The organism is Halalkalibacter lacteus, assembly GCF_036663595.1.
GTDB lineage: Bacteria > Bacillota > Bacilli > Bacillales > Bacillaceae_D > Halalkalibacter > Halalkalibacter lacteus.
Map to the genome: position 1 here is coordinate 1 of NZ_JAWRVL010000160.1, position 279 is coordinate 279.

The 279-nt window shown below is 45.2% G+C and carries 1 protein-coding gene; it reads left to right on the plus strand.

The window, feature by feature from the left end:
- A partial coding sequence (locus tag SAZ04_RS21910; RefSeq protein ID WP_488803354.1) for a GIY-YIG nuclease family protein occupies positions 1 to 279 on the plus strand: 279 nt, incomplete at both ends.

The window sequence follows — 279 nt, forward strand, 5'->3', positions numbered from 1 at the left end:
TTTTGAAAATGTGAATGTAGATTACCAAACGCTTCAGAGTGAATTGACGAGTGTGGCTTGGCAAACTGCGTTATCGAGTGTTTACGGTGTGTATTTAATAACCGACAATCGTACTGGTCGACATTATGTTGGATCGGCGACTGGATCTGGTGGCATATTGTCGCGCTGGCAAACATATCTCGCAAAAGGGTATGACCCGGAAGAAGAGAACAGCAAGGATTATCCAAATCGTGGGCTGAATGAGTTGGTTCAGAATCACGGGTTGGATTACATCCGTCG